Below are 13,057 nucleotides of genomic sequence, written 5' to 3' on the forward strand. Positions count from 1 at the left end.
CATGCAGTTCGACCAGGAAGTCCTGCCCGGGACCTGGCTGCTGAGCCTCAAGCGCTTCGAGGATGCGCGCGGCAGCTTCGTCAAGACCTACGCGCGCTCGGTGTTCGACGCCGTGCTGGCGCGCGCCGGCGCCGACGGCCCGGCCTTCGACTTCCGCGAGGAGTTCTACTCGCTGTCGAACAAGGACGTGGTGCGCGGCATGCACTTCCAGTTGCCCCCGCACGACCACGTCAAGCTGGTCTACTGTGCCGCGGGCGCGGTGCAGGACGTGCTGCTGGACCTGCGCAAGGGCCCGGGCTACGGGCGCAGCGTGGCGGTGCGGCTCGATGCCGACACGCCGCGGCTGCTGTTCATCCCGAAGGGCATCGCGCACGGCTTCGTGTCGCTGTGCGACGGCAGCCTGATGGTCTACAAGACCAGCACCGAGCACGCGCCCTCGCACGACGCGGGCGTGCGCTTCGACAGCTTCGGCCACGACTGGGGCTGCGACGCGCCGATCCTCTCGGCGCGCGACCAGGGCCATCCGGCGCTGGCCGACTTCGACTCTCCCTTCTGAGCCATGAAGATCTTCCTGACCGGCGGCACCGGGTTCGTCGGCTCCCATTTCGTCAACCAGGCCCATGCGGCCGGCCACACCCTGGTGGCGCAGCGCCGCCCGGGCAGCCGGCCGCGCGTCGCGCTGGAGCGCGAGCCGCAGTGGGTGGACCGGGCGCTGGACGGGGACTTCAGCGCCGAGCTCGCAGGCTGCGATGTGGTCGTGCACTTGGCCTCGCACACGCCCAACCCGCCCTACGACACGCTGGAGCGCTGCCTGTACTGGAACGTGCAGGCCAGCGCCGCGCTGCTGGAGCAAGCACGCCAGGCCGGCATCGCGCGCTACCTGTGCGCGGGCTCGTGCTTCGAGTACGGCCGCTCGGCGGCGCGCCACGAGCGCATCCCCGTGACGGCACCGTTGGAGCCCACGCTGTCGTACCCGGCGTCCAAGGCCGCCGCGGCGGTGGCGCTGACGGCCTTCGCCGCCGAGCACGGGCTGCGCATGCACTGGCTGCGCATCTTCCAGGTCTACGGCGAAGGCGAGCCGGCGACGCGGCTGTGGCCCTCGCTGCGCGCGGCCGCGCAGGCCGGGCGCGACTTCCCAATGACCGCGGGCGACCAGGTGCGTGACTTCATCGAGGTTGGGGACGTGGCCGCGGCCTTCGTGCGCGCGCTGGACTTCGAAGGCGTGGAGCCCGGCGTGGCCCGGATCTCGCACGTCGCCAGCGGCCGGGCGCAGAGTCTGGCCGAGTTCGCGCGCCACTGGTGGTCGCACTGGGGCGCCACGGGCGAGTTGCGGCTGGGCGCGGTGCCGTACCGCCACAACGAGCTCATGCGCCTGGTGCCCGAGCTGTAAGGCGGCCCGGCTGACGGCACGCACCATGGCTGCACGACGAATCCTCAACGGCATCCTCAGCGGTGGCGGACTCACTGCGGCTTCGGCCGTGAGCTCGCTGGTGCTGCTGCGCCTGGTGTTCCAGCACCTGCCCGCAGAGCTCGTGGGCGTGTGGCTGCTGTTCATCACCCTGGGCGGCTACTCGCTGCTGCTGGACCTAGGCACGGGCCCGACGCTGGCGCGGGAGATCAGCTTCGCCCTGGGCGATCCGGCGCTGACGCCGCAGGAGCGGCAGCGCCGGCTGGCCGACATCGGGGCCACCTGCCTGGCCATCTTCCTGGTGCTGATGCTCCTGGTCCTGGTGCTGGCGGCCGGGGTGGGGCTGTGGTTCATCCCGACGCTGGTGACCGCCGACCAGCGCGCAATGGTGGGCACGGCCTGGGCGATCTTCTCGGCGGGCGCGGCGCTCAACCTGTTCGGCGGGGCGGCCTTCTCGATACTCTTCGGCATGGGCGACGTGGCTGTCGAGCGCGGCTGCCGCATGGCATCGCTGCTGGTGGGCTTCACGCTCAGCGCCGGGCTGCTGCTGGCCGGACAGGGGCTGGTGGGGCTGTCCATCGGCTGGCTGGTGCAGGGGGTGATCGCCCGCGTCATCGCCGTGCTGTACATCCGGCGCCGCCATGCGGGCCTGTTCAGCGGCGGACGGCCCAGCGCCACGCTGATGCGGCGCATTGCCGGGCCGAGCCTGCGCTGGGCCACCACGTCGCTGGGCGGCGTGCTGATCCTGCAGACCGGCACGCTGATGGTGTCGATGCGCATCGGCACGGCCGCCGTCGGCCCGTACGAGGCAGTGTCGAAGATGCTGAACCTGCTGATGACGCTGGCGCTGCTGATCGTCACCAGCTCCTCGCCCTTCCTGTCCCGGGCGCACGCCGGCGGCGACGCGAAGGCCTTCAAGTCGCTGCTGTTCGCCAGCGTGAAGTACGCGGTGGCCGTCATGGCGGTGGCCGGCGCGCTGCTGGCGTTCTACATCGAGCCGGTGATTGGGCTGTGGCTGGGCAAGAGTGTCTTCGCGGGCCACGCGGTGGCCTGGACGTTGCTGGCCATGCTCATCCTGGAAGTGCACCACGTGGCCCTGGCCACGGGCTCCATGGCCACCGGGCGGCGCTTCTTCGTCACGGCCGCGCTGCTGGCCGGCGCGATCAACCTGGCGCTGGCCTACTTCCTGGCGCCGCACCTGGGCCTCTGGGGCGTCGCGCTGGCCGTGTTCCTGGCCCAGATCCTGACCAACAACTGGTACGTGCCTTACGTGACCCTGGGCGACCTGGGCGTGTCCTGGCGCCGCTACGCCCGCGAGGTGGCGGGGCCGCTGCTGCTGCTGCTGGCCGCGTGCCTGGGAGCGTCCGCCGCCCTGCGCCATGCCACCGCGCACTGGAGCGACGCCGCCTCGCTGCTGCTGGCCGTGGCCCTGCTGCCGCCGTTCGGCGTGGTCATGACCTTCGTGCTGGTCTGCACGGCCGAGGAGCGGCGGCACGTCGCGCAGCGGCTGCTGCCCGGACGCCGCCGCACGCCGGAGGTGCACCCATGAGCGCCGGCACCGCCTCCCGCAGCAGCCTGCCCAAGGTCACGATCGCCATCCCGACCTACAACCGCCGCGCGTACCTGGAAGCCGCCGTGGCCAGCAGCCTGGCCCAGACCTACCCGCACATCGAGGTCGTGGTCTCGGACAACGCCTCCACGGACGACACCGCCGAGTGGCTGCGGCAGCAGCGCGACCCGCGCCTGGTGATGCTGAGCCAGTCCACCAACCTGGGCATGATGGGGAACTGGGATGCCTGCCTGGCCCGGGCCCAGGGCAGCTACTTCCTGCTGCTCTCTGACGACGACCTGCTCGAACCCGAGGCCGTCGCCCGCATGGTGGCGGTGTTCGAAGGCGCCGGGAACGAGCCGCTGGGCATGGTCTACGGACGGGCCGACATCATCGGACCGCAGGGCGAGCTCCTGAGCCACGGCGCCCTAGCACCGACGCTGGAACCCGCCAGCGAGACCATCCAGGGATTCTTCCTGAGCCGGCGCCCCACCTACCCCTGCACGATCCTGCTGCGTACCGCGGACCTGCGCGCCGCCGGAGGCTACTCGTACGCGGGCCTGACGCTGTCATGCGACGCGCGGGCCTGGATAGCGGCGGCCCTGCGGCACGGCCACGTGGGCTTCGTGCCCGAGGTCGTGGCGCAATACCGGGTGCATCCGGGCCGGCTGACCTCGCAGTCGCACATCGAAACCTGGCTCGACAACAACGAGACCCTGGCTCGCTATTGCGCCGAGGCGTGCCGCGCGCGCGGCGAGGCCCGGGTGGCGGCACGGCTGCTGACGCTGGTGCAGAAGATGAACGCGCGCTCGGCCATGTTCTTGATCCGCGACATCGCGGAGCTCAAGCAGCGCCCGCTGGGGCGCGTGCGCCGCTTCCTGTCCCTGCACCGGTACTTCCGCTCGCCGCAGTGCCTGCCCACGGTCCTGCTGATGACGGCCCACCTGGTGAAGCCGCCCTTCGTGGGCCAGGCGGTGCGCCGATTCAAGCGGCTGTGGCAGTCGCCGTGCTAGCGCGCCGCCCAAGCCGCTCCAGGACCCATGACTCCACATTCCCCATCGACCACCGCGGCGCCCACGCGCGGCGCCCCGGCGCAGAGCGTGCTCGCGGTCGTCGTGATCTACGGGCGCACGCCCCGCCAGGCGCTGGCCTGGGAGACCCTGTGCGCCTGGCTGGCCGAGCCGGCTGCAGCGGGCCTGGCCCTGCGCCACGTGCTGGTTTACGACAACTCGCCGCAGCCGAGCTCGTCCGGGCTGGCGGGCACGCCAGGCCTCACCTACCGGCACGACGCCGGCAACGGCGGCACGCGCGCGGCGTTCATGCAGGCGGCAGCGCTGGCACGCCAGCAGGGCTGCCAGTGGCTGCTGCTGCTGGACCACGACACGCGCCTGCCCGGCACCCTGCTGGACGCCATGGCGCGGGCGATAGGGCAGGCCCCGGACACGCCGGCCGCAGTCGTGCCGCGCGTGCGGCATGGCGAGCAGCCCATCTCGCCGGCACTCATCAGCGACCTGGGCATCATCCGGGCCCTGCCCCTGGACGCCGAGCCGCCCCCGGGCAGCCGCGTCACCGCCGTGGCCTCGGGCAGCCTGCTCGACGTGGCGGCCTTCGAAGCCCTGGGACCGATCCCGGCGCACTTGTGGCTGGACGGCGTGGACCACTGGATCTTCGCCGGCCTCCATGCCCGGCGAGGCACGGTGCGCGTGGCCGACGCGACGCTGCAGCACGAGCTGTCCGTGGTCGACGTGGGCGCCATGCCGGCGTGGCGCCTGCTCAGCGTGCTGGCTTCGGAGCGGGCACTGCTGGAGGTGCTGCCCTGGACCGCGCGCCTGGCCTACCCCTACCGGTTGCTGCGCCACCTGCAGCGCATCTCCCGCGCCAACCCGGCCGCGGGCCGGCTGGCCCGGCAATGGGCGCTGGGCCGCCTGGACGACGCCGCCGCCCGGCCGCCGCGGCAGCACTCCCAGGCGGCCTCGCAGCGCCAGGACGACACCATGACCACCGTGACCCTGCTGCTGCCCGTCTACAACGGCGAGCGCTTTCTCGCCGCCCAGCTGGACTCGCTGCTGGCGCAAACCCATGCCGACTGGATCTGCCTGGTGCGGGACGACGGGTCGAGCGACGGCTCCATGGCCATCGTGCAGCGCTACCAGGCGCGCCATCCCGACCGGTTCAGGATCATCGAGGACGGGCTCGGCAACCTGGGCACCGTGAAGTGCCTCAACACCCTGGCGCAGCACGTGGACACGCCGCTGTTCGGCTTCTGCGACCAGGATGACGTCTGGCTGCCGCGCAAGCTCGAAGCCGGCGTCCGCGCCCTGCAGGGCCTTCAGGCCGATGCCGGCGTACCGGCCCTGGCCTACTGCGACATGACGGTCACGAACGAGGCGCTGGAGCCGCTGGCACCGTCCTTCTGGAACATGATCCGCGGCCGCCGCTACGCCGTGGACCTGCGCGGGCTGCCCGTGCTCAACATGGTGGCGGGCTGCACCATGCTGGGCAACCGCGCCCTGCTCCAGGCCGCCTTCCCGGTGCCGCCTTGCGCCCCGATGCATGACTACTGGGTCGGCCTGGTGGCGAAGTTCGCGGGCCGTGCGGTGGCGATCGAGGAGCCGCTGATGCTCTACCGCCAGCACGGCCGCAACCAGCTCGGGGCCGGCACCCAGGCCTCGCTGGGGCAGCGCGTGCTCCGCCGCATCAAGGCCCTGGACCGCTTCGTGGCGCAGGCGCGCACGGCGCGCCAGACCCGGGTGGCCATGCTCAACGAGCTGCTGGCGCGCCCGGTGGCCTCGACCAACACGGTGGCCTGCCGGCAGGCGCTGCGCGCGGAGCACGGCAATCCGGTGAGTCGCCTGGCGTACCTGCTGCGCCACGGCATCCGCCCGGACCACGCCTTCGTCTACTGGCTGGCATGAACATGAGCAAAGCCCTGGCCCTGGAGCTTGACCGCCCCGCGCGCCGGCCGCACGTGGCGTGGGGCATTTCGCTGGCGCTGGGCGTGGCCACGCTGCTGCTGACGCGGCACTCGCAGCTGCCCGGGCTGGGAGGGCTGGTCGCGCCCTGGGCGCTGCTGATCCTGGTGCTGACGCTGGGCCGCAGCACAACCATGCTGGCCCTGATGCCGCTGCTGGCCTACGGTTCGGCGTCCGTAATCGGCAGCGCGCTGGCGGGCCGCGACGTGGCGGACGCCATGCGCTTCTTCATCGTCCTGCTAGCCACGATCCTGGCCTTCAACGTGCGGCCGCGCACCATCTCCCAGCCTTGGGCCCTTGCGCCGGTGGCGCTGCAGTGCGTGCTGATCACCGCCCTTTCGGTGGGGCTGGGCGTGATGCAGGACCCGCTGGTGGCCGGCACCGTGCGGGAAATGGCCATCGAAAACGCTTGGGGCGACGTCTACTCCTTCGACGGCATCTATTACCGCGTGCAGGTCATCGGCAATGCGCTGATTCCGCTGCTGTTCATGGTTTGCCTGTGGGAAAGGAAGAAGCGCTTCTTCCACAAGGCGGGACTGCTCGTTTCGGCACTCGGCCTTGTCGCCGCCGGCAACCTGACCTATTTCATCGTCGCAGCGCTGGCCCTGGCCCTGCGCTACCGCAGCCTCCTGGCACGCCAGTGGCTGCTGCTATTCCTGCTGATACCACTCATGGCGGTCTCGGCCATCATTTTTTCGGGTGACGCGCAGGAGATCATCGACCGCAAGTTCGAGGGCTCCGATTCCTCCATGGGGGTGCGCTTCGACCAGGTGGATGCGGCCCAGAGAAGCTTCGAGAATTCTCCGGCATCCCTGGTGTTCGGCGCGGGCCTGGGTGCCCGTTTCCCGGACGGCAAGGAAAGAAACTATTCCGAATTTCTCTACATCGAGCTTCAGGCACTCTACGTCACCTACCAGATCGGCATCCTTGGCATGCTGCTGTACATGCTGACCGTGGCATGGTGCGTGCGGCGCCGGCTCAATATGGAAGGCCGCTCGATTTTCTGGTTGTACATGCTGTCCGGCATCACCAACCCTTATATCCTGGACACCAACCAGATCGTCATGACCATGCTGCTGGTGCATTTGTTTCCCGCGCGCACTACGCCACCTGCTCCGTAGACCATTTTCGTCGCCGGGCCCCAATCAAAAGTGTCTGCCACGGACCTACAGCACCCCTATCAGAGATCCAACACCATGAGTTTGCGCTTGGCCGCCATTTATACGACCTACAAGCCGGATGCCGGTTTCAGAAGCCGCATTGAAGGTATCGTATCCCGCTGCCACGCCACCATTGTCGTGGACAACACGCCGGGCAGCCACGTTTTCGAAGATGCCTCGGATCTGACGCTGCTGCAGGATGGCGTCAACAAGGGCCTGGGCCGCGCGCTGAACCTGGGCATCGAAAAGGCCCGGGAACTGGGCTGCAATGCAGCCATTTTGTTCGACCAGGACAGCACGCCGCCAGCGTCTTTCATCGACAAGCTGAAGCAGGAATTCACGCAATTCAATTCCACCCGGATCTGCACCGGTCCCAGGCTGCTGGACGACACGGTGCAGGCCGCGCCTGGACCGGACACCGTAGAGTCGCCGGCCCGTCCCCAGGAAGTCACCTGCCTGGCCACCTCGGGCATGCTGTTCTCGCTGGAAAACCTAGGCCCGGCGGACAGTTTCTCGGAAGCGTTCTTCCTGGATTTCGTGGATTTCGACTGGTGCTGGCGCATGCGCGCCAAGGGCTGGAAGCTTTACCGCCTAGACCATGTACCGATGCCCCACCGCCTGGGCTTGGCCCAGCGACATGTCCTGGGCCTGACCTACCACGTGCCGGCGCCGTACCGCCATTATTTCCAGTTCAGGGACACGCTGCGCTTGCTGACTCTGGATTACGTGCCGCTGTACTCGAAATTCCGTTTCGGCATCCTGCTGCTGCCAAAAATGCTAGTCTACCCTTTCATCCTGGATCGGGGCGTGGAACGCTTCAAATGGATGGCGCGCGGCATCGTGGATTTTTTCAAGTCCGTCAAGGGTGTGGGCGCCGCGGGACAAAAACTACTCTGACACCACCATAAAGCTCCACCATGACAACGACGAGCCCGGCCGGCATGCCGATAAAAACGGCAACCATCATGTCAGTTTACGGGCGGGATGATCCTCAGGCTACCGAACGCGCATTGCAGTCTGTATGGCAGCAGCGGTTTTCGCAGGCCGTGGAAAATAGGATCTACCTGGCCATTGACGGCCCCATACCACAGTCTCTCGATGAAACCATCCAGCGCTGGGAATCCCGTATTCACCGGATTTGCCGACTGCCGCACAATGTCGGTCTGGCGGCCGCGCTCAATGAGCTGATCAAGGTGCTGGAGGACGAATCGCTAGTTTTCCGCATGGACGCGGATGACTGGTCCTATCCCGACCGCTACCAGAAGCAGATCAACTATCTGCAATCCCATCCAAAGGTGGACATCCTGGGTGGCGACATCGTGGAAACCATCCGCAATTCCGAGACGAAGCGCCGGGTGGCTTTCAATGGCACGCCGGACAATCTGGAAGAGGAATTGTGCAAGCGGGTACCGGTGGCGCACCCCACCGTCTGTTTCCGGCGGCGCGTGCTGCAGCGGGTAGGAGGTTATCCAGTCAACCGGGGCAATGAAGACATTGCCATGTGGTTCCGCTGCGCGCGTGAAGGCTTCGTTTTCGACAACCTCCACGAGCCGCTGCTGGAATTCACCATCAACCCGGACTTCTGGCGCCGCAGGGGTGTCGGCAAGGCCCTGCTGGAATTCAAGTGCTATGCGGCGGGCATCTGGTCGCTGCACGGGCCGACATGGCGTTTCATCTTTCCAGTGCTGCGCCTGGGCCTGCGCCTGGCGCCTGCATCCCTGGCGAAGAAAGCCTATGGCTCGGCGGCCCGGGCTCCGAAAAACAGCAACGCCTGAGCCCTCAATTGCGTGCCGCGCCTGAACGGCGCCGGTTTGCTCTCATCTTGTACGGCGCCGCTGCCAGTTGACCTGCCTGCCTCAGCAGGCCCACCCCGAACCACGGCATCGGGCACCGCCGCTGCGCCACCCACCACGTCAGCGCGAAGCGCAGCCCCATGCTCAGGCCAAAGGCCATGGCCGCGCCCTGTAGCCCCAGCGGCTTGACCAGCACCAGCAGCAGCGCGACGTTGACCAGGCCCGAGGCCACGGTGACCAGCGCCAGCGCCCCGGTGCGCCGGGAATAGAAGACATAGTTGTTGACCATGTAGTACATGCCGTTGAAGGCCTGCCCCAGCGCCAGCCAACCGATGAGCGCGCCCGCGTGTGCGAACTCCGGCCCCGCGAGCCAGCCCACCAGCGGCGGCCCCAGCTCCAGCGCCAGCGCCGCGCCCAGCAGTACCAGCACAAACCAGGCGTAAGTCAGGCGCACGATGCGCCGCTTCTCCGCGGCGTCGTTGCGCCGCAGACGCTCGAACAGCCACGGTCCGTAGGCCTTGTTGATCGCGTCGAACACCAGGCTCATGCCGTTGGCCACCTGCACCGCCACCATGTAGACGCCCGCCGCGGCCAAACCCAGCTCGGTGTGGATGACGACGCGGTCCACCGCGTTGAGCAGGAAGAGGCCGGAGAAATGCGGCACCAGCGGCAGCCCAAAGGCCAGCGCGTCCTTGAGGTGGTCCGGCCGCCACACCAGCAGCCGCAGCAGCGCGTCGCGGCGCAGCAGCGCCAGCGCCAGCAGCGCGAACAGCCCGGTCACTCCCACCTGCGCCGCGACGCGCCCTTCCGCGCCCTGCTCCAGCCCCACCACCAGCAGCAGCGACAGCGCCATGTTGAGCAGCCCCTGCGAGACCTGCAGCGCCCCGAAGCACCGCGCCTGGTGGCGCACTTGCCACTGGCCCAGCCGGATGCCCATGACCGCCGAGCACGCGCAGGCGAACACCGCCCAGGACATCCACTGCGGCCGCAGCCCCAGCGCCGCCGCCAGCGGCTCGCGCAGCAGCTGGATCAGGCCCAGCATCAGCACGCTGGAACACAGCACCAATTGCAGGCAGGCGCCGATGAAGCTTGCGAGCTCGCGCTGCGCGCAAGCCCCGTCGCCGTCGTAGTACTTGCGCCCCGCCGCCCCCGCCACGCTCAGCCCCACCATGGACTCCAGCGCGCACAGCAGGGTCTGGAACATCGCTACCTCACCGTAGCCCTCGGGCCCCAGCACGCGCGTGAGCAGCGGCAGCAGCGCGAAAGGAATGGCGGCGTTGACGACATTGGCCACCAGGTAGACGGCGGCACCCGACAGCAGCGTGTTGGCCTGCACGGCGGGAGCGGGGGTCAACGCTTGGCGCAGAAGCCTTCGGGCAGGCCGATGGTCCCCCCTCCGGAGGGATTGCGTCGCGGGGAGAAGGCGTCCGGGAGCGTCGGCAGTTCAGGCATGCGGCACCGCGATAGGCAAAGCAGCGGAGGCGCGCGGGATCGCGGGAGCGGACACGCGGCACCGGGGGTGGAGTCGGCCATTCTGGAAGGCCTCCTGCGCACCTGGATGCGCCCGCATCTATGGACCCGGGGGGAGCCCTCCCCCCTTGGGGGGAAACATCCGCCTCGGGGGATGACAGCCGCGGCGCGCCTCAGGGCGGCGGCCGGGCCGCCTCGCTCAGCCGCCCGACCTGAACTCCGGCACCAGCTCGCGCAGGCATTCGCGCACCGCCGCGTCGCCCTCGCGCGCCGCGGCCTCGCAGCGTTGCAGCCACGGCCCCACGCGCTCGCGCGCGCCCTCGTCGTTGAGCCGCGCGATGCGCAGCCGCTCGAAGCGCGTGGGCAGCGTGGTGTCGTTGTCGGCCAGCAGCTCCTCGAACAGCTTCTCGCCCGGGCGCAGGCCGCTGAAGACGATCGGCACTTCGTCGGGCGTCATGCCCGCCAGGCGGATGAGCTGCCGCGCCAGGTCCACGATGCGCACGGGCTCGCCCATGTCCAGCACCAGCACCTGGCCGCTGTCGCCGATGGCGGCGGCCTGCAGCACCAGCCGCGCCGCCTCGGGAATGGTCATGAAGTAGCGAATGATGTCCGGGTGCGTCACCGTCACCGGCCCGCCGCGCGCGATCTGCTCCTTGAACTTCGGGATCACGCTGCCGCTGGAGCCCAGCACGTTGCCGAAGCGCACGGCCATGAAGCGCGTGCGCGGGTGCTGCGCCGCCATGGCGCTGACCACCAGCTCCGCCGCGCGCTTGGTCGCGCCCATGACGTTGGTCGGGTTCACCGCCTTGTCGGTGCTGATGAGCACGAATCGCTCGGCCCCGGCCTCGGCCGCCGCCAGCGCCGCGTGGTACGTGCCCAGCGTGTTGTTGCGCAGCGCGGCGCCGGCGTTGTCCTCCTCCATCAGCGGCACGTGCTTGAACGCGGCGGCATGGAACAGCACCTGCGGCCGCCAGCGCGCGCAGGTGGCGCGCAGGTGCTGCAGATCCTTCACGTCGCCCACCAGCCGCACCAGCGGCAGGTGCGCGAAGCGGTCGGAGAGCTCCTGCTCGATGCTGTAGAGGTTGAACTCGCCCAGCTCGTAGAGCACCAGCCGCGCCGGGCCGTAGCGCGCGACTTGGCGGCATAGCTCGCTGCCGATGGAGCCGCCCGCGCCCGTGATCAGCACGGTCTTGCCGTTGAGGGTCTCGGCGATGCCCGCCTCGTCCAGCACCACGGGGTCGCGGCCCAATAAATCCTCGGCCTCGACGTTGCGCAGCCGGTCCACCGCGCTGAGGCCCTGGCGCAGCTCGTCCACCGAGGGCACGGTAAGCACGTGCAGCCCGGTGGCGGCGGCCAGTTCCAGCGCGCGCCGGCGCGCCGTGTCGGGCGCGCCGGGCATGGCGACGATGACGTGCGTGGCGTCGCCGCGGATGTCCTCGCGCCCCACGTCGGCCAGCGTGCCCAGCACCTGCACCCCGCCGATGCGCGCGCCGAGCTTGGCCGGGTCGTCGTCCAGCAGCCCCAGCACGCGCCAGCCCTGGCGGTGGATGCCGGCCAACAGCATCCGCGCCGCCTCGCCCGCGCCCAGCACCAGCGCGCGCCGCGGCGTCCCGTTGTCGCCGTGCTGGCGCGCGTTCTCGTAGAGCATGCGGTAGGCGATGCGCACGCCGCACACGCCCAGCAGGCTCATCAGCGGATGCAGCGCCAGCACCGCGCGCGGCACCGCGTGCAGGTGCGCCATGAGCACCGCCACGGCGCAAAGCGCGCCGGCGGCGAAGCAGGCCGTGCCCAGCCGGCGCAGCTCGCGCACGCCCACGAAGCGCCACATCCCGCGCGGGATGCCCATGAGCGCGAACACCACCAGGTAGGCCGCGATCACGCCGGCCATCACCCAGGGGTCGTAGCCCGGCCGCGCGCTCCACCAGCGCTCGAAGCCCAGGCGGAAGAGGTACGTGAAATTCCAGGCCAGCGCGATGACCACGCCGTCCAGCACCATGGACAGGGCCTCGCGGCGCGTGCGCAGCCGCGCCAGCAGCCGGTCGAGGCGGCTCCAGAAGTGCGCGCCGTTCATCGCGAAGCCAGCAGCCGCAGCGTGCGCAGCAGGATGCGCAGGTCCGACGCCAGCGTGGCGCTGCCCGCGTAGGCCACCTGCTGCGCCAGTTTCGCGGGCAGCACCTGCTCGACGTAGGCGCGCTCGGGGTCGGCGGCCTGCGCCAGCAGCGCGCCCTCGTCCAGGTGCGCCAGCGAGGCCGGGTCGGTGATGCCCGGGCGCACCGACAGCACCGCCTCGCGCAGCGCCGGCGGGTAGTGCCGCACGTAGCGCGGCACTTCCGGGCGCGGGCCGACCAGGCTCATGTCGCCCTTGAGCACGTCGATGAGCTGCGGCAGCTCGTCGAATCGGCGCGAGCGCAGCCAGTGCCCGGCGCGGGTGATGCGCGCGTCCTGCCCCACCGTCAGCGGCAATCCCGCGGCGTCGGTGCGCATGGTGCGGAACTTGTGGATGCGAAAGGGCTTGCCATGCCGCCCGACCCGCTCCTGCCGGAACAGCGCCGGGCCGGGCGAATCGAGCCGGATCCACAGCGCGATGCAGAGCAGCAGCGGAGACAGCAGCAGCAACGCCGCCGCGGCGATGACCAGATCAAAGAGACGCTTGCCCATTTCCAGAATCGAACCCACCCGGCCCACGCTCGCAGACGACTGCACGG

Annotated in this window: 11 protein-coding genes; 8 read left to right on the forward strand and 3 right to left on the reverse strand. The window is 69.7% G+C overall.

The window, feature by feature from the left end:
• Window position 1: 1 nt before the first annotated feature.
• The 8 genes from Q0741_RS02150 to Q0741_RS02185 all read left to right on the forward strand — a co-directional run bounded on the left by Q0741_RS02150 (window position 2) and on the right by Q0741_RS02185 (window position 8,864).
• Complete coding sequence (locus tag Q0741_RS02150) at window positions 2–556, forward strand: dTDP-4-dehydrorhamnose 3,5-epimerase family protein (protein WP_298231550.1); 555 nt, start codon at window positions 2–4, stop codon at window positions 554–556.
• 3 nt (window positions 557–559) lie between these two features.
• A complete protein-coding gene (locus Q0741_RS02155; RefSeq protein ID WP_298231551.1) occupies window positions 560–1,390 on the forward strand; it encodes an NAD(P)-dependent oxidoreductase in 831 nt (276 codons plus the stop codon).
• Window positions 1,391–1,415: 25 nt separating this feature from the next.
• Window positions 1,416–2,957: a hypothetical protein gene (locus Q0741_RS02160; RefSeq protein WP_298231552.1), complete on the forward strand. Its 1,542-nt coding sequence runs from the start codon at window positions 1,416–1,418 to the stop codon at window positions 2,955–2,957.
• Window positions 2,954–3,970, forward strand: a complete 1,017-nt coding sequence (locus tag Q0741_RS02165; RefSeq protein ID WP_298231553.1) for a glycosyltransferase — start codon at window positions 2,954–2,956, stop codon at window positions 3,968–3,970. Before Q0741_RS02160 ends, Q0741_RS02165 begins: the two co-directional genes overlap by 4 nt.
• A 27-nt stretch (window positions 3,971–3,997) precedes the next feature.
• The gene (locus Q0741_RS02170; protein WP_298231554.1) at window positions 3,998–5,872 is read left to right on the forward strand and encodes a glycosyltransferase; all 1,875 of its coding nucleotides are present in this window, start codon (window positions 3,998–4,000) and stop codon (window positions 5,870–5,872) included.
• 2 nt (window positions 5,873–5,874) lie between these two features.
• The gene (locus Q0741_RS02175) at window positions 5,875–7,050 is read left to right on the forward strand and encodes a hypothetical protein (RefSeq protein WP_298231555.1); all 1,176 of its coding nucleotides are present in this window, start codon (window positions 5,875–5,877) and stop codon (window positions 7,048–7,050) included.
• 75 nt (window positions 7,051–7,125) lie between these two features.
• A complete protein-coding gene (locus Q0741_RS02180; RefSeq protein ID WP_298231556.1) occupies window positions 7,126–7,986 on the forward strand; it encodes a hypothetical protein in 861 nt (286 codons plus the stop codon).
• A 20-nt stretch (window positions 7,987–8,006) separates the two neighbouring features.
• Window positions 8,007–8,864 carry a glycosyltransferase gene (locus tag Q0741_RS02185; protein WP_298231557.1) on the forward strand — a complete coding sequence of 286 codons (858 nt, stop codon included), beginning with the start codon at window positions 8,007–8,009 and terminating at the stop codon, window positions 8,862–8,864.
• 4 nt (window positions 8,865–8,868) lie between these two features.
• Here the strand turns inward: Q0741_RS02185 and Q0741_RS02190 are convergent, their stop codons facing one another.
• The 3 genes from Q0741_RS02190 to Q0741_RS02200 all read right to left on the reverse strand — a co-directional run bounded on the left by Q0741_RS02190 (window position 8,869) and on the right by Q0741_RS02200 (window position 13,010).
• A complete protein-coding gene (locus Q0741_RS02190; RefSeq protein WP_298231558.1) occupies window positions 8,869–10,236 on the reverse strand; it encodes a lipopolysaccharide biosynthesis protein in 1,368 nt (455 codons plus the stop codon).
• 315 nt (window positions 10,237–10,551) lie between these two features.
• Entirely contained in the window at window positions 10,552–12,423 is a 1,872-nt protein-coding gene (locus Q0741_RS02195) for a nucleoside-diphosphate sugar epimerase/dehydratase (protein ID WP_298231559.1), read from the reverse strand.
• Window positions 12,420–13,010 carry a sugar transferase gene (locus tag Q0741_RS02200; protein ID WP_298231560.1) on the reverse strand — a complete coding sequence of 197 codons (591 nt, stop codon included), beginning with the start codon at window positions 13,008–13,010 and terminating at the stop codon, window positions 12,420–12,422. Before Q0741_RS02200 ends, Q0741_RS02195 begins: the two co-directional genes overlap by 4 nt.
• Window positions 13,011–13,057 lie beyond the last annotated feature (47 nt).

Origin of the sequence: uncultured Azohydromonas sp. (assembly GCF_937926365.1) — a bacterium.
Taxonomy (GTDB): domain Bacteria; phylum Pseudomonadota; class Gammaproteobacteria; order Burkholderiales; family Burkholderiaceae_C; genus Azohydromonas.

Coding starts and splice junctions, on each gene's coding strand:
- Q0741_RS02150 (WP_298231550.1), top strand. CDS start 2: ATGCAGTTCGACCAGGAAGTCCTGCCCGGGACCTGGCTGCTGAGCCTC.
- Q0741_RS02155 (WP_298231551.1), top strand. CDS start 560: ATGAAGATCTTCCTGACCGGCGGCACCGGGTTCGTCGGCTCCCATTTC.
- Q0741_RS02160 (WP_298231552.1), top strand. CDS start 1,416: ATGGCTGCACGACGAATCCTCAACGGCATCCTCAGCGGTGGCGGACTC.
- Q0741_RS02165 (WP_298231553.1), top strand. CDS start 2,954: ATGAGCGCCGGCACCGCCTCCCGCAGCAGCCTGCCCAAGGTCACGATC.
- Q0741_RS02170 (WP_298231554.1), top strand. CDS start 3,998: ATGACTCCACATTCCCCATCGACCACCGCGGCGCCCACGCGCGGCGCC.
- Q0741_RS02175 (WP_298231555.1), top strand. CDS start 5,875: ATGAGCAAAGCCCTGGCCCTGGAGCTTGACCGCCCCGCGCGCCGGCCG.
- Q0741_RS02180 (WP_298231556.1), top strand. CDS start 7,126: ATGAGTTTGCGCTTGGCCGCCATTTATACGACCTACAAGCCGGATGCC.
- Q0741_RS02185 (WP_298231557.1), top strand. CDS start 8,007: ATGACAACGACGAGCCCGGCCGGCATGCCGATAAAAACGGCAACCATC.
- Q0741_RS02195 (WP_298231559.1), bottom strand. CDS start 12,423: ATGAACGGCGCGCACTTCTGGAGCCGCCTCGACCGGCTGCTGGCGCGG.
- Q0741_RS02200 (WP_298231560.1), bottom strand. CDS start 13,010: ATGGGCAAGCGTCTCTTTGATCTGGTCATCGCCGCGGCGGCGTTGCTG.